Origin of the sequence: Maridesulfovibrio sp. (assembly GCF_963676065.1) — a bacterium.
GTDB lineage: Bacteria > Desulfobacterota > Desulfovibrionia > Desulfovibrionales > Desulfovibrionaceae > Maridesulfovibrio.
Genome location: NZ_OY780933.1, coordinates 497,541 through 522,025 on the forward strand (window position 1 = coordinate 497,541; position 24,485 = coordinate 522,025).

Genomic DNA, 24,485 nt, shown 5'->3' on the forward strand with positions numbered 1-24,485 from the left:
GGAAATAAATTCCGTGGCAACCATAGCGAACACAGCTTTCAAAATTATCCCTGATACGAAGTCGCAAGGGCGTATCAGCCTTACGCACCGATAGACAACCTCCTTACTGTAACAATAGGTTGGTTTGCCAATATCTCTATTTTTAAAATGCCCCAGCTTATTGGGAAGATGTCAGCTTCATAAATACCCATAATCCAGAGCCTTAAACAATCATGAGCACGATATCCATAGCTGAGGATTTAAATATGAGTGAAAAGAAACCTTAAGCTTCCCTCAATTCTTCTATCAACCTTTGTAAATCTCCAGCCTGTTTGGCTAAATCTGTGATAGCTTCTGTTGCCTGACTCATTGTAACACTTGTTTCGGACGAAATATTGCTTATCTTCTCAGTATGCTGTGCAATCTCTTCTGAAGTAGAAGCCTGCTGTTCAGAGGCGGTGGCAATGGCATTAATCTGATCTGAAGTACCTTCTGCGAGGCTTAAAATTCCATCAAGGGCTTCGCCTGATTTTTGAGCCAATCCAGTACTCTGATTTACAACTTCAACAACTCTTTGCATATTTTCAATACTGTTCTTTGTTCCACCCTGAATAGCAGAAATTGAGTCACCAACATCCTTCGTGGCATCCATTGTCTTTTCAGCCAGCTTGCGAACTTCATCTGCGACAACGGCAAATCCCCTACCAGCTTCCCCAGCTCTCGCAGCCTCGATAGCTGCATTAAGTGCCAACAAATTAGTCTGGTCAGCAATATCTGTAATGACATTCATAATTTGCCCAATACCTTCAGCCTGCTCTCCGAGTCCATTTACATTTTCCTGCATTTCCTGAACCCGCTGGTTGATTTCAGATATGGTTTGAATGACCTTATCTACAACTTCGGCTCCTTCTTCAGCATTTGAGCGGGTAACATCTGCGTTTGAGGCCGCATCCCCGGCATTGCGAGCGACCTCTAAAACGGTGCTGTTCATTTCTTCCATCGCGGTTGCTGTTTCAGCTGCAAGTTCACGCTGAAGATCAGCGCCACGACTGGATTCTTCTACCTGACTTGATAATTCTTCAGAAGCGGAAGTAATATTCTCAACAATAGTTCCAAGCTTGTCTGCGGCCAGAAGCATGCCATCTTTTAAAGCTTGCTCGGCTTTTCTCTTCATTTTGTTGGCTTCAGTAATATCCTGAACAATTTCAATATGACCTACTTTTTCATCGTTTTGATCAGTTAAAAATGCGGTATTAACCTGAAAATCCATGTTGAGCCCAGGTTGAGTGAAGAAGGAAGTATCCTCACCTCGTCTTAAGCATTCAATTCCGCAACGCTCAGTTTTACAAATATCTGCCCCCCAATTACTGCATTGCTTACCTACCACCTCTTGCCTGGTCGACCCCGTCACATCCATTGCTGCCTTATTTATAAATGTCCAATTCATATCCATATCTGTAACAGAAATAGGCCACGGAATTGAATCGAGCAAACTTTGATACCAATAGATATCGGCAACTGTTTTGTCTAAAAATCGGTTTAAATTATAGCCCAAGGCATCTATATCTGCAGAGGACTCATCAAAACGGGCTTGTAAATCATCTGCTCTTACACGAGCAACAACTTTTGCTACTTCAGTTAGCGGCTTGGCCACCTTTCTTATTAACAGCGCAAAGAAAAACAGCACAAAGGCTACTGCAGCCGATGTGACAGGCCAAATTAATTCTGTTTTCCCTGAATAGCCTAAATAGCCTAAGGTTAAGAAGAGAACTATCATCGCGATAGTTAATCCCAGAAATTTTCCGGTTAGACCAAAAATGTTCGACGATTTCATTTTCCCTCCTTAAAAAGTTCAACATTCCACCGACACAGATTTATTGTATGTACACTGATTTTTATATCATTTTTATGATACATTAAAAGGTCTAAGATGCAACTTATCCAAATTAATTTCAGCCGAGGTGGTTACTCTTGCGACAGCTATCTGATTTTACCTCACTATAAGCTAATTCTTTATCTTTTAAACAACTTGCAGCAATAAACATCATGACGTCATAGTTAATAACGTATCTTTATTACTCACAAAAAAAGCAGAAGAATACACAGGAAGAAAAATTTAATCCAAAACACAATTCAAACCTTACTGAGATTCTAAAACAAGGATACTGATTTGGAAAAAACAATCAGAAATGAAGAAATGGCTAAAATGACGATACCATCAATTAGCAGGTTTGTGGAAGCTTTTCAGGGACAACATTTATATGATAGTCTCGACGGCATTCAAACTTTACCCACTTCTTTACCATTCTCTGCAGTAAAAATAAGCCCCACAACGTGATAACACACTGTGGGGCTGTACTTTTCCATTAAGCCAACGATTCAAATTAATCGTACGGCCTACCGGTTACAAATTGTCTGGCGGTTGATCAAATTTTAAGCTGAAAACAGGTATGATCATCTTTCTGTTAAGCTCCGGCCTTATTACCCGATACAAATAGGTTTAACATTGACAAACTCTCGAATTCCATAAGTCCCAAGTTCACGACCATACCCCGAAAGGCCAATGCCGCCGAAAGGCAGATTAACGTCGCTACGCACGAGGCTATTTATAAAAACACAGCCGGTTCTGATACGGGCCGCGACTTTTTCAGCCATATTTTCGTCTTTAGACCAGATGGAACCGCCAAGACCAAATGGAGTACTATTGGCAACAGAAACAGCCTCGTCAACTGACGATACACGAAAAACCATCGCTACCGGACCAAATAATTCCTCCTGACAAATATCCGCATCCGGGAGAATGTCGGTAACAAGAGTCGGAGGATAATAATAGCCAATCCCTTCCGGGATGCTGCCGCCACGCAGAACTTTACCACCGGCTGCCAGACATCTATCCACCTGCTCCTGAAGCTCCTGCCGCAATTTTCCTGAGGACATGGGGCCCATATCAGTGTTCCGGTCTAACGGATCGCCGACTTTCAACGCATCCATACTGTCTGCAAAACGTGAGATAAATTCATCATATACCCCGTCCATGACAATAAACCGCTTAGCAGCGATGCAGGTCTGACCGGCATTTCCGTATCTGGAAAGAGTAGCAATCTTAACCGCTTCATCCAGATCAGCATCATCGAGCACAATGAAGGGATCACTGCCGCCAAGTTCCATTACGGATTTCTTAAGCCTTGCTCCTGCCGCGGAGGCGACTTTCTGTCCGGCAAATTCACTGCCGGTCAAACTGACTGCAAAAACTGATTCGTGATCCAGCACAGATTCAACCTGCCGCGCACCGATCAAAAGTGTACGGAAAATATTTTCAGGAAACCCAGCGTCCTTGAAAATTTCTTCTATTGCCAATGCGCATTGGGGGACATTGGAGGCATGTTTCAGGACGACGGCATTACCTGCCATAAGAGAAGGAGCTGCAATTCTAAGCACCTGCCAGAAAGGAAAATTCCAAGGCATTACTGTGAGCACCGTCCCCAGAGGCTCATAAGTAATATAGGCTTTGCGTCCAGCCCCCTCTACCGGGGTAGGAGCCAACATTTCTTCTCCCTTATCTGCATAATAGTCACAGACCAGGGCACATTTGTTGGCTTCCCCTTCTCCCTGCGAGATCGGCTTACCCATCTCCAATGCCATTAACTCAGTCAGTTTTGAGCTGCGACTGCGCAAAAGCTCTGCCGCTTTCTTCAACAGCCCGGCCCGTTCTGCAAAGGCTTTACCTTTCCAGATTAACCATTCACCGGCTACGTCATTCAGAATAGACTGAACTTTCTCATCAGAATAAGCTTCAAATGAAGCAGCCACTTCTCCTGTGGCCGGGTTGACGCTTTGAATACTCATTGAATGCTCCTTTTCACAATAACTCAAATTTGTTTAACAGTTTTCCGCCAGGGCTTCTTCAAGAATTGTCAGGCCCTTTTCAAGGGTAGTTTCATCAACCGTGAGCGGAACAAGAACCCGGAGCACATTGCCATAATTTCCACAGGCGAGCAGCAATAGTTTTTTCTTAAACACATCGCCTACAATTTTCTTGGCAATATCAGCGGCAGGGGTTTTATTTTCCCTGTCTGAAACAAGTTCAATGGCGATCATAGCACCAAGTCCGCGGACATCTCCTATAATCGGGTACTTTTCCTGCCATTCCAAAAAAGTATTTTTGAGCTTTTCACCGAGAACAACACCTTCCTCAAGCACACCATCGCTTTCAAGCGACTCAAGGGCTGCAAGGGCAGCGGCGCAAGAGACAGGGTTACCTCCGTAAGTTCCACCCAGACCGCCGGGATGTACGGCATCCATTATCTCTGTTTTACCAACCACAGCGGAAATAGGCATGCCGCCGCCAATACTTTTGGCCATGGTCATCAAATCCGGCTCTACTCCAAAATGCTCTATAGCACACATCTTTCCGGTACGTCCGCCACCGGACTGAATCTCATCAGCTATAAAAAAGATATCATTTTTAGCACATATTTCTTTGATTTTAGGGAAATATTCTGGGGGAGGAGTGAGAAAGCCTCCTTCACCGGCCACGGGTTCGGCTACCAGAGCAGCCAGATTTTCTGGGGCTGCGTTACCGATAAACCAGTGACTGAACTGATCAGCACAAAAAGTGTCACATGAAGGATATTCTTTACCGTAAGGACAACGGTAACAGTAAGGATACGGTATTCTGTAGACTTCAGGAGCGTAAGGTCCGAACTTGTATTTATAAGGTTTGACCTTGCTGGTCATACTCATGGTCAACAGGGTGCGTCCGTGAAAACCGCCCTCATAAACAACAATCCCGCTCTTGCCACTGGCCAGCCGTGCTATTTTTACCGCATTCTCCACAGCTTCAGCCCCACTATTCAGCAGGACTGCCTTTTTATCGGAATCGCCGGGGGAAATTTCAATCAGCTTTTCAGCCAAAGCTATATACGGCTCATACATGGCAATATGAAAACAGGAATGAACAAGCTTTTCCGCCTGTTCCTTGATAGCGGCAACGACCTTTTCATTACAATGGCCGACATTATTAACACCGATTCCGCCTACAAAATCAATGTACTCCTCACCTTCTACATCTGTGATTATTGAGTTTTCGGCACGCTCGGCAAAGATCGGTCCCAGATTTCCTACACCCTGAGGCACGGCCTTGTTTCTTCTTTTAAGCAGATCTTCTGAATTACTCATATGAATTACGTCCTTTTTTTATGTTTGCCTCAGATTAAGCATATTGCATGCCACCAGGAATAAAGACATAAAAACAACAACTTACACAAGCAGACGACCGTAAATAAGCTTAATTTGATTCACAAATGAATCGCAAAGAAGCAAAATTAAAAAAATTGCTGCTATGGTGATTCATTTATGAATCGAAGATCGCTGATAAATTTTTATTTGGGACAAAAAATAATCTGTAATTTGAGCTTAACCCAAGGACCACAATGAGAGAAGAAGTAAGATATGCAACACGCTCTTTGATTCATCAGTGAATCAAACTCTATTAACGACTGCTCAATCCGTGTTTTTTAAGCTTGCGAACAACAGTCGGCTGGCTGACTTTCAGGTAGCGGGCTATGTCTCTTGTTGTCGGGCAGACTTTTTGAGCCTCAATAAACATTTCCCTCTCTACTTTATCAAGAGCTTCAGCCAGAGAAAGCCCTGTAGTAGATAAAGGTTCCCCCTGATCTTTACCATGAAGATCCTGCATAAGGTAACTATCCAATAATTCTCCTTCTGCCACGGCCACGCCTTTTTTGATCAGGCTGTCCAGTTCTCTGATATTACCGGGAAAGGAATAGTTCTGCAGTATTCTCAAACTGGTGGGGGAAAGTGACTTGGATTTACCATACCGCTCATTATACTTGTTAAGAAATAAAGTCGCCAAAGCAAAAATATCTTCTACCCTGTCACGCAACGGCGGAATCGTCAGAGTAAAAACATTAAGGCGGTAAAAGAGATCTTTACGGAACAACCGCTCACTGACCTGCTTTTCCAGATCCTTGTTGGTGGCGGCAATAATTATACAATTGATCTTTTTCGGAATTGTTCCGCCAAGGGGAATAAATTCTTTTTCATCAATACATTTCAAAAGCTTGGCCTGTACCGCAAGGGGCATTTCGCCCACTTCATCAAGGAAGAAGGTACCACCATCGGCAAGCGCCAGCAGCCCGGCCTTGCCGCTTTCTCTGGCTCCGGTAAAAGCTCCTTTCTCATATCCGAATAACTCAGCTTCAAAAAGCTGCTCCGGTACAGCCGCGCAGTTAACTGCGAGAAACGGCCCCGCAGACCGTGGGCTGTGCTGATGCAGCAATTTAGCAAGCATGGATTTTCCCGTGCCGGACTCGCCGAGAAGCAGTATCCCGGAAACCTCCAACTGAGCCAGTTTCAGCGCACTGTCCAGCAACCTCTTGATAGATCTGCTTTCGGCCACGTAGGCACCATGCCCCAGCTCAGTCATATTGAGATTGGTTATTTCCTTGCGCGCTTTTTCGGTTATCTCTCTGGCATCCTTCAGGTGTTCGCGCAAATCAAGAAGTTCTGTCACATCCCGTTCGTTAACCACAACCATGGAAAGTCTGCCATCACCGTCAAAGACGGGAGTTCCGGTGCAAAGAAGCTGCCTTTCAGTTCTGGCAATATTTTGCAGTATACTGGACTTTTGCTGCTTCTCCATAACTTCCTGAGAGACTGAAACATCCATAAGTCCGCTCTTGACAATCCGGTCAATACTTTTGCCTACAATATTCTCCGCCTTTATACCGTTCAACTTCTCAGAGGCCCGGTTAATCTGGGTGACGATGCCATCTCCATTGGTCACCCAGATGCCGTCACTTGAGGAATCAAATATAGCCTGCAAGGTGGTAGCCATTTCCTGAAAGGAACTCAATTCAACGGCCAGCTCTTCAAAGCGCGAGGGTTTCTGAAGACTTATTACAGCTCCTTCAAACGGCCCGTTCATCATTAAAGGAGTAATTTCAAAGAACAGCTCCCTCCCTTTCCCGACAATCCTACCTTCGCCCTTTGTGAACTCGTCTGAAGCCATGCCCTTTCGTATAAACGGTGCGGCAATGGGTAATATTTCCGCAACATCAATACCGATTGTTGTTGCGCGGTCGTAGCGCTTCAAAAAATCCAAGGCCACATTATTCATGCTTATTACCTTGCAATTTCTATCTACGGCAACGATCGCATAACTTACACAATTCTGTATTTGTTGGAACAATTCCAAATTCATGGCTTACCCTGGCGAGCTGAGTTTAAATTAGGGGCACTTTTCCCAATCATAGCTATTTTTAACTACCTGAAGCTTAATTGAAATCTCAGAACTGACAACTCCGTCAATCTGATTCACACCTTCGATAATGTCATGCAATTCTGACTGCGATTTAGCATTAAACTCCACATCAAAATCCGCAGCTCCGGTCACATATGCAATATACCAGATTCGCTTCATTTTCATGAGGCTCTCTTTAACTTGCTGACTTTTTTTGTTATCAGTCTTGATTTTGATATTACCTTCTATTTCGTACCCAAGCTTACGCAAGTTTACGACCCCAACTATCTGAATTAACTCCTCTTTAAGCAGACGCTTCAATCTCTTTCTGATGGCGGTCTCAGACATATTAAGCTTTTCTGCTATTTCAGTATTAGGCATACGCCCATTTTCTCGCAGCAGTTCGACTATTTCATTGTCAATATCGTCAAATGGTGAAGAACCCATACTACCTCTGATATTTTTTGCGGGTATATTTAGTATATTTCATTTCAACAAAGCAAGATTGAGCCAGAAGTAACAACACATTAAAGAGATATGACAAATTTGTAATCTATGAGGATTTTTTTGTCATCCCAGAGACAACAAGGGTGGATATCGTTCTAACTGGCTTCTAGCATAGCTCAATCAGGCTCTCAAGTTCGACTTTCGATTCCATTTTTAGCAAAAAGTACGCTTTTCGAACTACTCAGTTTGACATTCGAACAAATGCACCCAAGATACGTTTATAAATAAACTTATCTTTTTCAAGACCTTAAGGCAACCACACCTTACTTCGGCATAGATTCTGCTTTATCCGAATCAGTACGCATTTCTTTATCTCTGCAAAAAGCGTGACCAAACCAGCCACTTTGGTCCGAAAAACGAACCACACAAAGATATGCCCAAGGTTGAAAATATGACCCTGCTTTCAAATTATTAACGGTTAAAAAAGATCAGCCGCAAAATGGATACCTAATTTCTGGATCTATATATTAAGGGAGTAAACGATGCTTGAAGCGTATGCAATTTCAAAAAATTACGGTGAGGTCGAGGCCTTAAAAGATGTCGATATTCAGGTTGAAGCAGGCGAACTGTTCACTCTGCTCGGCCCTTCCGGATGTGGAAAAACTACTTTACTGCGAATTATCGCAGGACTGGAAAAAGCAGACAAAGGAACGGTCTACTTAAACCATCTTCCTGTTTCACTACTCCCCGCAAACGAACGCCCAATAAATACGGTATTTCAGAGCTATGCCCTGTTTCCGCACATGAACTGTGCCGACAATGTGGCCTTTGGTCTGCGCTCCCGCAAGATTCCGGAATCCGAGGTCAAGGACAAAGTCAAGGCCGGGCTTGAAATGATGGAGCTGGGCGATTTCGGAGACCGCTATCCCGATCAGCTTTCCGGCGGCCAGCGCCAGAGAGTGGCCATGGCCCGGGCACTGGTCTGTGAACCGGAACTCCTTCTGCTTGACGAACCCATGTCCGCTCTGGATGCAAAACTGCGTACAACTCTCCAGATTCAACTCCGCAAGCTCCAGAAAAAAATCAAGAAGACTTTTGTACTCGTCACCCATGATCAGGACGAAGCACTGACTGTATCTGACAAAATTGCCGTTATGAAAGGTGGAAAGATCCTTCAGCTGGGCTCTCCGCGCGAAATATACGACCGTCCCAATTGTCGCTTTGTCGCGGAGTTTATCGGCACCGCCAATATCATTGATGCCCACAGAAACGGCGAAATAATGAATACGCCTGTAGGAGATCTCATTTTACCGAAACTACCGGAGTGGAAAGACGGCTCACTGGTTATCCGCCCGGAGGGTATCAGATTGCGCGATGAGAAGCCCCTGAACAACGGCGTGCAGGGAAAAGTTACAGAGGCATACTACAGGGGTACTTATCTGGACATTTCGTTAGAACCCGGAAACCTGCGCATGCGTTGCGCGCCCCATAAAAATGTAGAGGTAGGAGATTTAGTTTGGGTTGAACTTCTTGAGGATGCATTGGTGACCATAAATGACTGATAATACAAGAATATGGCTTGGGGAGCTGACCTCTCGAAAAGCCCTTAGAAAACGGGGACTGTTCTACATTTCACCGGGATTGTTCTGGATTCTCATGTTCCTGACAATTCCAGCACTGGCACTGATTGTTCTCTCATTTGCCACACGCGGCAGCTACGGGGAAATTCAGTGGATCTTCACCTGGGAGAACTTCTCCCGCCTTGCGGGCTACGGCCTTTTCGGATGGAGTCCAGACTATTTATGGATTCTGCTTCGTTCAGTCTGGGTTGCGATAGTCACAACCGCCTGCTGCACTATACTGGCTTTTCCTCTGGCTTTCTTCATTGCAAAAAAGCCGAAAAACAAAAGATACCTCTGGCTCATTCTGGTAATCATCCCGTTCTGGACCAATCTGGTTATCCGCACATATGCATGGCAGCTGCTGCTCTCGCCCGACCTGCCCATAGCAAAATTCGTAGCCCAGCTTGCAATAATTCCGCCGGGGACACCGCTTTATCCGTCCCAGTTCGCTGTTTACATGGGCATGATCACCTGCTTCCTGCCTTTTGTCGTACTTCCCCTCTACTCAAGTGTGGAAAAGCTCGACTGGACGCTGGTCGAAGCAGCTCAGGATCTTTACTCAAACAAACGCCGTGTATTCATGCAGGCAATTCTGCCTCAAACCATTCCCGGCCTTTCCGTGGGAGCAATCCTGACCTTCGTTCCAGCCATGGGAATGTTTCTTATCCCCGACTTTCTGGGCGGAGCTAAATATATGCTTGTAGGGAACCTCATTCAGCAGCAGTTCGGTAAAAGCCGGGACTGGCCTTTCGGGGCGGCAGTGAGTCTGGCTCTCATGGTGTTGACACTTATCGGACTGTATTTGTTCCGCCGCAAAGGTGAAAAACTGGAGGTCGTCTAGTCATGCAAAAATTCGACAAACCAATCCTTATACCTATGTGCGCAATGGGTACGCTGGCTTTCCTCTACGCACCACTACTTGCAGTAGCCACATTCTCAATGAACAACTCCCGTTTCGGACTCACATGGGAAGGTTTTACATGGAAGTGGTACGTTGCCTTATTCCATAATGAACAGATCCTTGAAGCATGCTGGAACACACTGTTTCTAGCCTGCGTATCAACTGCAATTGCGACAGTTGTGGGCACAGCACTGGCAATCGGTATGGCCAGATTCCCGTGGGGCAAAAAAGCTGCGGCTTTCTTTGAGCTCAACCTCTACATGCCGGTCATCACGCCGGAAATTGTTTTCGCCGGAGCACTTGTCATTGCTTTTGCCGCTCTGCGTTACGTTTCCCCGATTTTCGAGCCGGGTATGCTCAACATGATTATCGGACACGTGACATTTCAGGTTGCTTTCGTTGCTCTGGTTGTCCACTCAAGACTGTCAGCATTCAACAATGAAATCGAAGAGGCTTCCAGAGATCTCTACGCAGACAACTGGTACACCATGCGCAAAGTTATCCTGCCCATGCTTACTCCAGGTATTGTTTCCGGTGCGATGCTGGCTTTCACTCTCTCTCTTGATGATTTTGTAATCAGCTTTTTCACAGCCGGTCCCAGCTCAGTAACACTGCCTCTTTATATATACGCGGAAGTACATCGGGGAATAACTCCCAAAATTCACGCACTGTCTACAGTAGGCTTACTACTCACAGTTTTTCTGGTGATTGCTTCAGAAAAAATATCAAACAAAACAAAAGAAAAGGAGAGCTCTCATGCGTAAAATTCTGTTTACCACAATCATGATTTTATTGATGGCTACCAACGTTTTTGCTGCAGATGAAATGAACCTGCTTATCTGGTCGGAATACATGCCGGAAGATTTTGTTAGCGACTTTCAGAAAGATACCGGAATAAAAGTTCGTGTAGAATATTATGAGTCCATGGAAGAACTGGTTGCCAAGTTGCAGGCCGGCGGAAAGAACCAGTATGATGTGGTTGTCCCCTCAGACTACATTCTTCCTGCCATGATTAAACTCGGCCTGCTGAAAGAACTTGATCACTCTAAAATCCCCAACCTTAAAAACCTGCAGGACACATTCATCGATCCCACATGGGACAAAGGAAACAAATACTCTGTCGCATATCAGTGGGGAACTATCGGCATGATGTACCGCAAGGATAAACTCAAGGATTTTGACGGATCATGGGACATTATGTTTGACCCCGCCAAACGTCAGGGCCCGTTCATCTTCATTGACTCCGTTCGTGAAATGCTCGGTATAGCCCAGTGCTTCATGGGCATGGATGTGAATACCACGGACAAAGGCGAGCTCAAAAAACTCATGGATAAAATGCTTGAGGCGAAACACGATAAGTTTTTCGCAGGATTTGATGTTGGAACCGGCGGACGTTCCAAAGTCGCTGCCGGAACCGCTGTAGCGGCAATTGTTTACAACGGTGATGCCCTGCGTGCCGTAGCCGACCACCCAGATACCTGCGCATTTATTAACCCCAAAGGCGGAACCATCGGCTGGGTCGACAGCATGAGTATCCCTTCCGGGGCTCCCCATCCTGACAAAGCACTCACATTCATCAACTGGGTCCTCAACCCGAAAGTAGGTGCGAAACTGTCCAACTGGACTCAGTATGCCACCCCGAACAAGGCGGCTTACCCGTATATCACCCCTGAAGACTTCAAAAACCCGGCAATCTACCCGAACAAAGAATACATACCCTCAATCCAGTTCATCAAGGATCTCGGCAAAGACAACAAGATCTATGACCAGATCTGGACCATGGTTAAAACCCGCTAACAGACTCTAATTCATGCCGGGGCATAAAGCCCCGGCTATCTAAAAGCTATGTACGACAACTACGTAATTACAAATATAAACGGCATCGCAATAGACGAAGCAGACACCCGCTTCACTGCTCTGGCAGTGGAAAACGGTCGAATCGCTGAAGTCGGGAGTGCTGAAGATGTTGCCTCATTCATTAAAGACGGCTGGCCGGCTCTTGATATGCAAGGCGCTACTGTGCTGCCGGGTTTTATTGATGCCCACCAGCATCTGGGATTGACCGGACAGGTTCTCGGAGGGCTTGATTTATTTAAAGCCGAGAGCCTCAAGGAAGTCTCCGAACTCATCCAGAAGGATGCCACAGACAAAACACCGGGGGAATGGATTCTCGGCTATGCATTTAATGACGTAACCCTCAAAGTTCCTTCCATGCCGCTGAGAACCGAACTGGATGAACTCTGCCCGGATCATCCCGTAATGATCGTTCATTGTACATGGCACCTGTGCTCCCTGAATTCCAGAGCACTGCAACTTCTGAATCTTCCGGAAGACCTGCCGGGAATGGACATTGACAATAACGGCATCCCGACAGGGATAGTCCGCGATCCCGGCGCAGTGACCCATGTATTCCCAGCTATGTCTGTACTGACCCCGGATTCAATTAAACTAAAAAGGTTCACAAAAGCATGTCTGGCTGCAGCGAAAGAGGGAATAACCTCCATTCACTGCCTTGAAGGCGGCGAATACGGTCCCGGCGATACCGGACTGATCCAGAAGCACAAAGAACAGTTTCCTCTCAATCTCATACTCTGGAATCAGGTTATGGACATTGAAGAGACCAAGGAACTCGGGCTTCCCCGTATCGGCGGCTGCATCTGCGCTGACGGAGCGATAGACGCATACACGGCTGCACTGTTTGAGCCGTATTGCGATCAGCCGGAAAACTGCGGGACTCTAAACTTTTCTCAACAACAAATGGATGACTTCATCATGGATGCCCACAAGGCAGGGTTACAGATCACCATCCATTGCGAGACTGATGCAGCTATCGAACAGGTTTTATCTGCCATGGAAAAAGCCCTTGCTGCCTATCCGCGCAGCGATCACCGTCACCGCATCGAGCATTGCGAAATTCCAGCGGCAGATCAGCTGGACAGGATGGCCGAAGCAGAGATCATTGGCTCCATGCAGCCCGGATTCATTCCCCACCTCGTTGATATGGACGAGTATGAAAAGATGTTCGGCAAGGCCAGATTACGCTGGCTCCACCCTTACAGAACCATGCTGGATAAAGGAATCGTTCTTTGCGGAGGTTCAGACTGCCCGGTAACACCCTATTCCCCATTGACAGGGATACAGGCCGCAATGCTGCATCCCAATAAAGAAGAAAGAATTTCTGCACTGGAAGCAATCCGCATGTTCACCATTGATGCGGCATTCAGTGCTTTTGAAGAAAAGGAACGCGGATCGATCGAGCAAGGCAAATACGCCGATCTGGTAGTTCTTGCCAAAGACCCGCTAACGACTTCTCCTGAAAAAATAAGGGATATCAAAATCATCAAAACCATTGTTGAAGGTAAGCCCGTTGAAGATGTCCGGGACGGCCCCGCAAATTAACAGACTCAAAGACTGACAGACGATTCATCAATCACAGTAACACATACGGAGAAATTATTATGACACGTGACATTAATGGAGCATTCAAGGAAGCGGCTGACTTTGTAGACATCATCAAAAAACCTTTCGGCGCGGTTTCTATTGAAGAACGCAAGGCAATTGCAACAGAGACTGTTGAAAACTTCCGCGATCATATCAACAAGGGTTTTCTTGAATACCGTAAATCCGTCACTGAAGCCGGATCATTTGCAGTAACAGAATGGACCGGACAGGGTTCCATCATGATTGATGCCCTCGACCGTGAATATATTGATATACTTGGTGGTTTCGGTCTTTATTCTTACGGTATCCGCCACCCAAAAATTGTAGAAGCAGTAAAAGCACAGCTTGACCGCTCCCCCCAGTACTCACAGGAAATGCTCGACCCCCTGCGTGCGAAACTCGCCCGTGTTATCGCCAAACTTACCCCCGGAGATATTCAGTACGGCTTCTTTGCCAACTCCGGAACTGAAGCAGTTGAAGGAGCCATGAAACTGGCTAAATTCTACACCGGCAAAAAAGGCTTCATCTCCATGCTTAAAGGGTTTCACGGCAAGACACTGGGCTCCCTTTCACTGATGGGCAAGTCCGACTACCGTGCTCCGCTTCTGCCCCTGCTGGAAGGTATGCGTCACGTTCCTTTCGGAGATGCTGATGCCGTTGAAGCAGAACTTAAAAAGGCACAGGCTGTCGGCGATGATATTGCCGGAGTTGTAGTTGAACCGCTTCAGGGTGAAGCTGGAGCCATTGTTCCTCCAGATGATTTCTTACCCCGCCTGCGCGAAATATGTGACAAATACGGAGTTCTCCTGATTGCCGACGAAGTCCAGACCGGATTCGGGCGTACCGGAAAAATTTTCGGCGTAGACCACTGGGATGTCGCCCCGGATATCATGTGCTTCGGTAAAGCCCTCGGAGGCGGAGTTGTTCCCATGTCCGGTTTCTTCTCTACACCGAAAATCTGGAAAGTAATGGAGCCCAACCCGTTCATGCACACAACCACCACCGGTGGTAATCCCATTGCCTGCGCATCCGCACTGGCTGCAATCACAGTAATGCAGGAAGAAGACCTGCCTGCTCAGGCAGCCAAAAAAGGTGAGTATGTCAAAAAACGCCTTGGAGAACTCTCCGATAAACACCCAGGTATCCTTGAAAAAGTAACCGGTAAAGGGCTCCTTCTGGGCATGCACTTCACCAACGATGAAATCGGATACGCAGTGGCTTCCGGCCTTTTCGCCCGCGGAGTTATCACAGCCGGAACACTGACCAACGCTAAATGCATTCGCTTTGAACCTGCACTCAACATCCCTATGGACCTCTTGGATGAAGCCCTGAACCGCATGGAAGACGTATTCAAATCATTGCCCAAAAGTTAGGGGGAGTTATGGATATGAAATTATGGATTAACGGAAAATGGACTGAGTCGGCAGACGGCTCGGTCCTTGAAGTGGAAAACCCCGCCACCGGGGAAATCATTGCCAGCGTTGCAGAGGCTAAAGACGCGGACGTCATGGCTGCCATTGCAGCGGCAAAAGCAGCCTTCGAAAACGGATGCTGGTCCGGCCTGACTCCTGCTGACAGGTCACTGGCTATATGGAAAATGGCAGACCTGCTGGAAAGCCGTATGGAGGAATTCGCCCGAGTAGAATCAGAGGACTCCGGCAAACCATACGAGTTCCTAAGTCTAGGGGCGGACCTGCCTTTCTGTGTTGATAACCTGCGTTTCTTTGCTTCCGCCTGCCGTGACACGGCAGGCCACCATGCCGGAGAATTCGCAGAAGGATATACCTCTATTTACAGACGGGACCCGGTAGGCGTTGTAGGCCAGATCACTCCCTGGAACTATCCGCTGCTTATGGCTGTCTGGAAAATAGGCTCCGCATTGGCTGCCGGATGCACAACAGTTGTCAAACCTGCGGAACTCACTCCGCGCACAACTCTGATGCTGGCTGAACTTGCAGCAGAGGCAGGCATCCCCGACGGGGTTTTAAATGTGGTACCCGGCAGTGCCGGACCTGTGCTTTCCTCTCACCCGGATATCAGACTTGTCAGCCTGACCGGAGCCACCAGCACCGGAAAGGCAATAATGAAAAGCGCCTCTGAAACAGTAAAAAGGGTTCATCTTGAGCTGGGCGGCAAGGCCCCAAGTCTGGTCTTTGAAGACGCAGATATCGCTCTTGTGGCTGAAAAACTGTCCCTTGCCGCATACTGCAACTCCGGTCAGGACTGCACTGCAGCCACCCGCATAGTCTGCCATAAATCCATCGAGCCGGAAGTTCGTGAAGCAATGGTTGAGGCTATGCAAAAAGTAAAAGTAGGCGATCCTTTTGATAAATCAACTGAGATGGGCTCCATCATATCCGCCAGACATTTAGGCATGATTTCCGGTTTTGTTGAGCGTGCCGAAAAGGATGGCGCAACTATTCTTTGCGGCGGAAAAACGATTGACCGTCCCGGCTATTTCTTCGAACCCACCGTCATCGCTGACGTGAAACAGGACTCTGAAATTGTGCAGAAAGAGGTGTTCGGCCCGGTCATCACCATCCAGAGTTTTGAAGACGAGCAGGAAGCGGTAAGCATGGGTAACGATGTTGTTTACGGGCTGGCTTCATCTGTCTTCACGAGGGATGTGGCCCGTTCCATGCGCGTCAGCCGTGCACTGGAATTCGGCACAGTCTGGGTAAACGATCATCTTCCGCTGGCAGCCGAGACTCCCCATGGCGGCTTCAAGCAATCAGGCTTCGGCAAGGATCTTTCAGCTGAAGCTGTGGGAGATTATCTGGTCACCAAACACGTTATGATCAATAACGCCTGTTAAAGTAGATGCTGAGAAATTAAGTAATAAAGTGCCGGATTAAACTCCGGCTCAAGCTGCCCTTTCGAGGAAGAGAGATAAAATGGCTAATAAACCTGTTACACCGATTCGCATTCCCGTCCGCGCTCCGTCTTGCGACGGTCTGTATATGCCGGCGGAATGGGAAGAGCACGAAGCAACCTGGATGATCTGGCCGTGCAAACCTTCGGCATGGCCTTTCGGGATGGGAAAACCCCGGAAGGTATACGCCGAAGTAGCTAAAGCAATTAGCCGCTTCGAAAAAGTATATATGATGGTTCACCCTGAACTGATTGAAGACGCAAAATCACATTGCGGTGACGCGGTAACAATAGTCCCCATGGACACCAGAGACTCATGGTCCCGCGACTCAGCTCCCACCTTCCTGGTTGACGGTAAAGGCGGAGTAGCCGGAGTGGACTGGATCTTCAACGACTGGGGACACATTGAAAGGTTCGAAGGAGGATACGATGAGGCCATGGCCCTCAACGTTCTGGAACACTTACAGATGTGCCGCTATGCCGCTCCCTTTATTATTGAAGGGGGAGGCATCCATACTGATGGCGAAGGCACAGTCATGACCACTGAACAGGTACAGCTTGACCTGCGCCGCAATGCCGGATTTTCAAAATCCGACTTTGAAGACCTTTTCGCCGCCTACCTCGGGACCCCAAAAACCATCTGGCTCGGCAACGGGCTTGAAGATGACGAAACCAACGGACATGTTGATATCCTGTCCTGTTTTGCACGCCCGGGAACTGTTCTGGTTCATGACTGCACTGATCCAGACAACGGCAACTATGCTGTTACTCAAGATGCCATTAAAAGACTTGAGGCTACTACGGATGCCAAAGGACGTTCTTTGGAAATCATCCGTATGCCTGAACCGGCACCAAAATACATTGACGATTGGCGCATGGATCTCAGCTACATCAACTTTTACATATGCAACGGCGCGATCATCATGTCCTCCTTTGATGATCCAATGGATGAAGTAGCCTATAAACGCATGAGTGACGTATTTCCAGACAGGGAAATAATACAGATTCCCAGTCTGGACCTTTTTGCCGGAGGCGGGGGTATTCACTGCATTACCCAGCAACAGCCAAAGGGAACCCCTCTCCCTGTTTTCTAGGAGTAAAATATGAGCAAGACAGCACTGGCCGTAACCCAGATGGCATGTTCCGAGAAGTTATCCGAGAATATCGACAAAGCTGAAGAGCTTGTACGTGAAGCGGCTAAGCAGGGAGCGCAGATTATCCTCCTGCAGGAACTCTTTGAGGGACCTTATTTCTGCAAAAAGCAGGATAACCGCTACTTTGAATGGGCTCATGAAGCTTCTCTGGATGATCCGTTACTGAAAAGGTTCTCCAATCTGGCAAAGGAACTCTCTGTGGTCCTGCCCGTTTCGTTTTTCGAACGTGCCAACAAGGTGCATTATAATTCACTAGCCATGATGGACGCAGACGGTTCCATGATGGGCATCTACCGCAAAACCCATATCCCGCAAGGCCCCGGCTATCAGGAAAAGTATTACTTCAATCCCGGTGATACAGGATTCAAAGTCTGGGATACTGCCTATGCGAAAGTGGGAGTCGGTATCTGTTGGGATCAGTGGTATCCGGAGACAGCCCGATCCATGGCTCTCATGGGCGCAGATCTCCTGATGTTCCCCACAGCAATAGGTAGTGAACCGACGATGCCCGACTGCGATTCCATGGCCCACTGGCGACGCACCCAGCAGGGACATTCAGCCGGGAACTTAATCCCTGTCTGCACCTCAAACCGCATTGGAACGGAAAAGGACCGTGATGTTGAACTGACCTTCTACGGATCATCATTCATCACCGACCCGACCGGAGAATTGATTGTGGACGCTGACCGCACATCCGAAGGTGTTTACATAGCTGAAATGGATCTAACAAAAATCCGTAATTTCAGATCCGGCTGGGGACTATTCCGTGACCGCAGGCCACAGCACTATGGTCCGGTTATGAGCATGGATGGCACAACAAGTATTTGTGGATAAGAGTCTGGTTGCAGGACGCACAATTCTGCCTCTCATACACACCAAAAATAAAGCCTCACAACGTGATAACACATTGTGAGGCTTTTTTTTTCATGGAGAAAACGATGCGAATGGGACTACCGGCCTGCTGATCGCTTTCATGGCCCTAACTATTCATTACTCGGCCAGCAGTTCCGGCTTGGCAAATTCCGTAATATCGTTGCCGAAATGAACGTACACCTTTTCCACGCCTTTGACCGGAATCCAGTAGCCGTCAATGTAGCTGCCGGTCTGAGCATTGAAGGCTCCTTTGCGCGTGGCCTGACCGGATTTGAGCATCTTATTGGCAAGACAACCGGGACAGACGCGATCGCTCGGGTATAGGGAATGGCATTTGATGCCTGTGGTGATACCTAACTCTTCCGCCCGCTGGTTTACAGCCAGAATATCGCGGCAGGCATGGATGAGCATAACGGGCTCGGGGTACAGCCCCCACATGGTGTCAAAGGCTTCCAGAACGGATTGATCAATTGATTCCATTGTTTTCTCCTTTTGATGTTGGTTAAATTACTAAAATTTATACTGATAAGATTTGCGTAATATCTACCATGCAAATGCAAGTGATTTCTCAAGTCGCTGCCAGATATAGCTCCAGAACAAAGGATATTACCACTGCGTGAAAACCATAGACAGCCAGATATGAAGGGATTTTACCGCGCAGGCCCATGGTCAGCCTGAAGAACAATATGAGTAGATAGAAAAGCCAAATGGCGGCTGGAAAGAATATCCGTGGCGAAGTCAGATCCACGATTCCATACTTGGCATCCTGAAGAGCTATGCCCATAAGCAGCCCAAGGCCCATCGCGACAAAACCGAGGGTCAGGGAGGCAAAAAGGCTACGGTCCAGATCATGGAGACTCCAGCGAAATCCCTCACCCAATCTGTACGCCTTGGTCTTAATCGCCCTTTCGCTCTTCAGGTAGGCATAAGCGCTCACGGAAGTTATTCCAAAAAGGAAATATCCCAGAGAGCAAATGATAATATGAAGAGACAAAAGTGCTGACATTGCTACTTCTCCTTTGTTGACCGACTAGGATGCCCGGCTATTTTTTTCACTGAGCCGAAATTCTTGACTTCGTTTCCTGCTACGGCTTTTTTTCGTGACCACAGGCTGTGTGCAACCTTGCCTAAAAGACCTGTCAGAAAAGCCGTGCCAACAAAAATACCTATTACTTACTCCAGACTCCGCGAAGATGCCCAACAGCAGGAGGGGTCTCTCCATGGGCGTGAATCGTCTTCACATATTTCTTCCAGCCGGGGCAGACAGATGTATGCCAAATCCAAAGACGGCCGAGGAACGAAGAAGGCGACTGCTCCGCTCTCTTTCTAAGCTTGCAGGTATCGCACGACATTTTGGGTCTAATGTTCTCTTTTTGCATCACGATCTCCTTATAAGTGGCTGCCGCATTCCTGAGCGGCTTTAGAACCATACTACGCAAGCCGAGACGAAATTCCTCTCTGAGTTGCAACGAGATGTAACAAGTTGTTTCCGGCGGACGGATACAATTGGATACAATTAGTTTCAGGTCAGAAAGGCATTTGCCCCCTGCCTGCGATACTCAAAAGCATATTCACACCCGAGGTAGAAGCGTTGCGCGCAAAAAGAGGCTGGCACGGCGGCCGCTAACAAGCTATTGTACGAGCTGACTCGGCATAAGAGGCAGCTCATTTTCACATCATGCGAGGATATAATGGCAAATAACATTTTAGTCATCGAGGACGACGCCGATTTACAGCAACTTCTTAAAGAGTATCTTGCCGGATTCGGTTATACAGTCCATTCCGAAGGAACGCCCGAAGCAGGTCTGGATGCCTTAAAATCCCTTTCTCCCGACCTGCTCATTCTGGATGTCATGCTCCCCGGAATAAACGGCTTCGAGGTCTGTCGCCGTGTCAGGCAGGACTCGCAGATCCCGATCATCATGCTGACCGCTCGCGGTAACGTAATGGACCGGGTGGCCGGACTTGAAATCGGTGCTGATGACTACTTGCCCAAGCCGTTTGAACCTCGTGAACTCGTCGCCCGCATCCAATCCATCCTGCGTCGCAGCCAGCAGAATACGACATCCGGAATCGTAAAAGGAGAGTTCGGCTTACTTCGTATCGACTTCGATGGCCGTGCCGCGCTGCTCAATGGGGAAGACATTGGCCTGACCACCAATGAATTCAATGCCCTTGCCGTTTTGGCGCGCAACCCCGGAAAGACATTCAGCAGGGACGATCTTATGCAAGAGCTGCGAGGACTGGACAGTGAATCATTCAACCGCTCCATAGATATCACCATGAGTCGCATCCGCCAGAAGCTAGGCGACGATCCCAAATACCCGAAATACATCAAAACAATCTGGGGAACCGGCTACGTCTTTATTGGACAGGGAAGTGAAGATGGCTAGAGTTTGTAGAAAAATCAGGCAATCCCTGTTCACTAAATTGGCCTTGGTGCTCGTCATGGGGGTTGTGGTCATTAATGTCGTCACTATGCATCTTTACGCCACCCAGAAACGTGAACATGACAGCACGTTAAACCAGAGTTTACTGCAATATGCCCGCCACCTTGCCGACCAAGTAGGCTCCCCGCCGGACAGGAATAAGGCGGAAGCTCTGACTCACCAACGGCCTATGCGCATAACCTATACGGGAAAAAATTCATGGGTGGTTGGTGAAATGGAGGAGAAATTTCCAGAAGAATTCCTTGTGCCACGCCTCTCTCAAGAGAGAATTGAGATACTCAATCTTCATGAGAATTATAGACTGCGTGTTTCGCTCTCCTCTGGTGAGCTCTTGACTTTTGATCTGTTTTCCACAGAAGACGAACGGTCTGCGTTGCGTCAATTCGGGATTTATTTCCTCGTGGGCTCCTGCCTGATCATGATGGTCATCTACCTTGTACTGCGGCTCCTTCTTCGTCCCATTGAGTGGTTGACCGAAGGAGCTGAGTCTGTCCGGGATGGCAAGTTTGATACACGTGTGCAGATGAGAGGTTCCGGCCAACTCAGAGAGCTTTGCGAAACCTTTAACCAAATGACAATTCGACTGGAAAGCCTTGTGACAGGACAACGGGATTTGGTGCTTGGAGTCAGCCATGAATTGCGAACTCCGCTCACCCGCCTCAAGTTAAGACTTGAAATGCTGGACACAGAGATCGACACCTCGGCTATCAAACAGGATGTGGGGCAAATGGAAACCATGATCACCTCGCTGCTGGAAACTGCGAAAATGCACCACGGAGCAGATGGTATCCAGCCACAATCGGTGGATATGGCTCAACTCGTTGCCAACGTTGCGAGTAGTTATCAAGCCCAGCCCCCCGGAATTATATTAGCCATCCCTCAAGAGCCAGTTATGGCAATGATCGATCCCCAAAAGATGACAATGGCCTTGAACATGTTGATGGATAACGCAATCAAGTATTCCGCCCCGGACGGTCCTCCTGTAGAAGTCTCGCTACAAGTGCGAAACTATGAGGTCAGCATTATCATTACAGACCACGGCATAGGCATCCCGGAAGAATCGATCAGTCACCTTTTTGATCCTTTCTACAGAGTAGATGAATCCCGAACCCGTGACACTGGTGGCTATGGTCTGGGTCTTTATCTTTGCCAAACAATCATAAAAGCTCATAAGGCGCATATTGATGTGGTAAGTACCTTGGGCGCGGGCACGACGTTTCGGATAACCTTTCAATCGTGATTTACTTACTTCAGATTTTCTACTGAGGATGACTCTAGTGCGGTAATACAAAGAAGAGCGACCCCATGCATCGCTCGGAGCCATGACTCCAGTCGAGTATGTCCAAACATATTCACCCCAAGAAAACTCTACGTATGGATGGCACTAACTTGGAGAGGTTTACAATTGGTCCCCGCACGATCTGCGCCGCACAGTCAGAACCATGCTCGCCTACCAGCAAGTACCAAGCTACCTGCTCAACATCCATTTCAACCACGGCAAGCAGGAAGTTGGCGAAAAGCACTATGACAAGTCTTCACATCTGGCTGAGAAGTTGGAGGTTATGGGGGTGTGGGAGGAGACTTTAAAATCAATACTTACCCACAGAACATAAATATCTACTCACCGCTTCCTTGATTATTTTTATCTTTTTCAAGCAACTTACATGGCAACCCGAACAGACTATTTACTATTGGGTCATAGTCATGGAGCCAAATTTCAAGATCAAAATCAAGAGTCAAATTTAAAAAGCCACTGATAATATCGCTCACAACATCTGTTCGCAGACTCGAAATAATAGGCAAAAAGAAGTCCACTTTATCGCTAATACGGATGACAAGTATACACATATCACCATATTCAACTAATCTAGCTTTTTTTGTGGTCGTTGCATATTCTTTAATGGTTTCAGGCGCAGAACTATATGGCCGGTCACAATAAACATAAATTTTTTCAAGAGGAGACTGCGCGAACTCATCAATAAGTGTTTTTAATTTATAATTACCCACTATTGGCTTTATGTTCTTAGCAAACATTAAATCCAATTTACTCTTAGGAAACATTGATGGAAATTTTTTTTGTTGGCAACAACTCATATATAATAAAAACAAATGATCTGGATAAGCTCCTCCCACTTCTTCAAAAAATTTTTTAGGTATGTATGCTCTTGCATTGTTAATATTTTCCTTGAAAGAGCTATCCATAGCGATAAAAAATATACCTAAATCACGTCCATCTTGAGCATACTTCAAAATAGTTTCATCATCAGTTTTCTCTCCATTATATACCTCTCTGTAACTACTTGGTACCACATGATGGTGTATGCGCTCTATGTCAACAGCTTTTGTATTAAACGTATCAATCGTTGTATAAATAATTTCACTTAGCCGCGATTCAGAAAAAAGATTTTTAATATATGTTTTTGTATTGTCTGCACGTGTACGAAAGTACTGTTCTCTATTCTCGTCACCCAAAAAAAACTTAAGATAAAAATCTCTATTTTCAATAGGCCGCAAGGACTCTTTTAATATAGCTCTTTTATTGTACACTTGATCATCTATGGATGAAAGGACTTTGTTAAGCTCACTTAACAATACTCGAAATCGTCTATTTGGGAGGTATCTTGTCGGATGTTCTTGCTGAATATATTTTTTTAAATTTTTTTTGCTGCACATTTTTTCCATTGGGATAGCCGTTAAATCACAACTCATTGCGACGAATGCTAGTCGATAAACGATGTCAAGCAAATCCTTAGGTGAAAAATTAGCTTCGCCATCTTTAGGCATGTCAGTAAACTTGAGCAACCTTAAAAGATGTGGGTACATATAGTTATAGTATTTTTTTCTTGTAAGCTTAAGCCTGCTTATAAATTTTGGAGCCTTTTCGAGTGATTCCCTTTCAACAAAACGAATAAGCTCAAAAAAAGTACTTATACCTTCCTGAAGGCCGAGCATGTGTTTAAACAAAAGCTTATTTAAATATTCGTATTCTGGATCAAATTTCACTACTCGGTCAATAACTGTTGAGAAAAAGCCATATCCAGTTGACTGAGTAAGGATAAGATGAACAATCTCATGCAAATGAGTACTTTCTAAACCATCATCATGTGCATCAACAAAGTTGACAATTGAGTAATTCGCGTATGCATATTCACCTAAAGTAGTCATCAAAATTCTCCACAGCATAGACATATTAAAAGATTATTTAACACTTTCTCGTACTCCATACTGCATGTCATACATTAATTCAACAAATCACACTCACACGTTTAAGATATAACATTCAAATCCACCTCCCAAAACATGAGCAAGTCCAATATAGGCCCCCAAAGGGACCGGAGGCTGGAGCGCAGCGAATCTAAAAGCGGTATCCCAATCTCACACTCAAGCAATAGCACGGTGTATACTTTCCAAACTGGCAAAACTGAACATTCGCGCCCTCACCAGCTCTTAATCCCAACTACGATAATGTTTGCTCAGCAGCTT

Annotated in this window: 19 protein-coding genes; 11 read left to right on the forward strand and 8 right to left on the reverse strand. The window is 46.6% G+C overall.

What is annotated here, in order from left to right:
- Positions 1-262: 262 nt before the first annotated feature.
- From ACKU35_RS02155 to ACKU35_RS02175, 5 genes are all read right to left on the reverse strand, one after another.
- A complete protein-coding gene (locus ACKU35_RS02155) occupies positions 263-1,813 on the reverse strand; it encodes a methyl-accepting chemotaxis protein (RefSeq protein ID WP_319762707.1) in 1,551 nt (516 codons plus the stop codon).
- Positions 1,814-2,460: 647 nt separating this feature from the next.
- Entirely contained in the window at positions 2,461-3,825 is a 1,365-nt protein-coding gene (locus ACKU35_RS02160) for an NAD-dependent succinate-semialdehyde dehydrogenase (protein ID WP_319762709.1), read from the reverse strand.
- A 33-nt stretch (positions 3,826-3,858) separates the two neighbouring features.
- Positions 3,859-5,157 (reverse strand): 4-aminobutyrate--2-oxoglutarate transaminase, encoded by a 1,299-nt coding sequence (gene gabT, locus ACKU35_RS02165; protein ID WP_319762711.1) that lies wholly within the window; start codon positions 5,155-5,157, stop codon positions 3,859-3,861.
- 313 nt (positions 5,158-5,470) lie between these two features.
- The gene (locus tag ACKU35_RS02170; protein ID WP_319762713.1) at positions 5,471-7,120 is read right to left on the reverse strand and encodes a sigma 54-interacting transcriptional regulator; all 1,650 of its coding nucleotides are present in this window, start codon (positions 7,118-7,120) and stop codon (positions 5,471-5,473) included.
- A 111-nt stretch (positions 7,121-7,231) separates the two neighbouring features.
- The gene (locus tag ACKU35_RS02175) at positions 7,232-7,690 is read right to left on the reverse strand and encodes an Lrp/AsnC family transcriptional regulator (protein ID WP_319762715.1); all 459 of its coding nucleotides are present in this window, start codon (positions 7,688-7,690) and stop codon (positions 7,232-7,234) included.
- Between the two features lie 542 nt (positions 7,691-8,232).
- Here ACKU35_RS02175 and ACKU35_RS02180 point away from each other — a divergent pair.
- From ACKU35_RS02180 to aguB, 9 genes are all read left to right on the forward strand, one after another.
- Entirely contained in the window at positions 8,233-9,252 is a 1,020-nt protein-coding gene (locus ACKU35_RS02180) for an ABC transporter ATP-binding protein (RefSeq protein WP_319762716.1), read from the forward strand.
- On the forward strand, positions 9,245-10,153 hold the full coding sequence (locus ACKU35_RS02185; RefSeq protein ID WP_319762718.1) for an ABC transporter permease: 909 nt from the start codon (positions 9,245-9,247) through the stop codon (positions 10,151-10,153). Before ACKU35_RS02180 ends, ACKU35_RS02185 begins: the two co-directional genes overlap by 8 nt.
- 2 nt (positions 10,154-10,155) lie before the next feature.
- Positions 10,156-10,977: an ABC transporter permease gene (locus ACKU35_RS02190; protein WP_319762720.1), complete on the forward strand. Its 822-nt coding sequence runs from the start codon at positions 10,156-10,158 to the stop codon at positions 10,975-10,977.
- Positions 10,970-12,010 (forward strand): spermidine/putrescine ABC transporter substrate-binding protein, encoded by a 1,041-nt coding sequence (locus ACKU35_RS02195; protein WP_319762722.1) that lies wholly within the window; start codon positions 10,970-10,972, stop codon positions 12,008-12,010. The genes ACKU35_RS02190 and ACKU35_RS02195 overlap by 8 nt, the downstream gene beginning before the upstream one ends.
- A gap of 48 nt (positions 12,011-12,058) precedes the next feature.
- Entirely contained in the window at positions 12,059-13,612 is a 1,554-nt protein-coding gene (locus ACKU35_RS02200) for an amidohydrolase (RefSeq protein WP_319762725.1), read from the forward strand.
- Between the two features lie 59 nt (positions 13,613-13,671).
- Positions 13,672-15,027: a putrescine aminotransferase gene (locus tag ACKU35_RS02205; protein ID WP_319762727.1), complete on the forward strand. Its 1,356-nt coding sequence runs from the start codon at positions 13,672-13,674 to the stop codon at positions 15,025-15,027.
- 8 nt (positions 15,028-15,035) lie between these two features.
- Entirely contained in the window at positions 15,036-16,469 is a 1,434-nt protein-coding gene (locus tag ACKU35_RS02210) for an aminobutyraldehyde dehydrogenase (protein WP_319762729.1), read from the forward strand.
- Between the two features lie 79 nt (positions 16,470-16,548).
- Complete coding sequence (locus ACKU35_RS02215; RefSeq protein WP_319762731.1) at positions 16,549-17,619, forward strand: agmatine deiminase family protein; 1,071 nt, start codon at positions 16,549-16,551, stop codon at positions 17,617-17,619.
- 9 nt (positions 17,620-17,628) lie between these two features.
- Positions 17,629-18,513: an N-carbamoylputrescine amidase gene (aguB, locus tag ACKU35_RS02220; protein WP_319762733.1), complete on the forward strand. Its 885-nt coding sequence runs from the start codon at positions 17,629-17,631 to the stop codon at positions 18,511-18,513.
- Between the two features lie 156 nt (positions 18,514-18,669).
- On the opposite strand, the gene ACKU35_RS02225 is transcribed toward aguB, so the two are convergent.
- Together ACKU35_RS02225 and ccsA are read right to left on the reverse strand one after the other, a co-directional pair.
- Positions 18,670-19,032, reverse strand: coding sequence for a hypothetical protein (locus tag ACKU35_RS02225; RefSeq protein WP_319762735.1), 363 nt, complete (start codon positions 19,030-19,032; stop codon positions 18,670-18,672).
- An 88-nt stretch (positions 19,033-19,120) separates the two neighbouring features.
- Positions 19,121-19,558 (reverse strand): cytochrome c biogenesis protein CcsA, encoded by a 438-nt coding sequence (ccsA, locus tag ACKU35_RS02230; RefSeq protein WP_319762737.1) that lies wholly within the window; start codon positions 19,556-19,558, stop codon positions 19,121-19,123.
- Positions 19,559-20,243: 685 nt separating this feature from the next.
- On the opposite strand from ccsA, the gene ACKU35_RS02235 reads away from it, so the two are divergent.
- Both ACKU35_RS02235 and ACKU35_RS02240 read left to right on the forward strand, forming a co-directional pair.
- Complete coding sequence (locus ACKU35_RS02235) at positions 20,244-20,945, forward strand: response regulator transcription factor (protein WP_319762739.1); 702 nt, start codon at positions 20,244-20,246, stop codon at positions 20,943-20,945.
- The gene (locus tag ACKU35_RS02240) at positions 20,938-22,242 is read left to right on the forward strand and encodes a HAMP domain-containing sensor histidine kinase (protein WP_319762740.1); all 1,305 of its coding nucleotides are present in this window, start codon (positions 20,938-20,940) and stop codon (positions 22,240-22,242) included. The genes ACKU35_RS02235 and ACKU35_RS02240 overlap by 8 nt, the downstream gene beginning before the upstream one ends.
- 377 nt (positions 22,243-22,619) lie before the next feature.
- Here ACKU35_RS02240 and ACKU35_RS02245 read toward each other — a convergent pair whose 3' ends face one another.
- Positions 22,620-24,167 (reverse strand): hypothetical protein, encoded by a 1,548-nt coding sequence (locus tag ACKU35_RS02245; RefSeq protein ID WP_319762742.1) that lies wholly within the window; start codon positions 24,165-24,167, stop codon positions 22,620-22,622.
- Positions 24,168-24,485: the final 318 nt, after the last annotated feature.